General features: G+C 47.9%; 1 protein-coding gene. It reads right to left on the bottom strand.

The features are described 5' to 3' along the window. Positions 1-211: hypothetical protein (locus AB4496_RS29400; protein ID WP_372133666.1), on the bottom strand; the 211-nt coding region annotated here is incomplete at both ends.

The raw sequence follows: 211 nt of genomic DNA, 5'->3' as shown, positions 1-211 counted from the left end.
TTCACGCCAATCGTGACGCACATTTCGAGAACCAGGATCCGCCAACAAGATATCTTCTACCTCAACAGCTATGCTGCGAAGGATCTGCGGGTCTGCACCGCTAATACGAGCTTCGATTTTTGACGCTGGCGACGGGCCAAACTCAATCAATTTAAATTGGAACGTAGGTTGTTCAAATTTATTGGCCAAGTCCTTGTCTAGCCCTTCTAGG

It is taken from the genome of Vibrio sp. 10N.222.46.A1, assembly GCF_041473595.1.
Taxonomy (GTDB): domain Bacteria; phylum Pseudomonadota; class Gammaproteobacteria; order Enterobacterales; family Vibrionaceae; genus Vibrio; species Vibrio tasmaniensis_A.
This window is presented reverse-complemented; position numbering and strand designations above follow the sequence as displayed.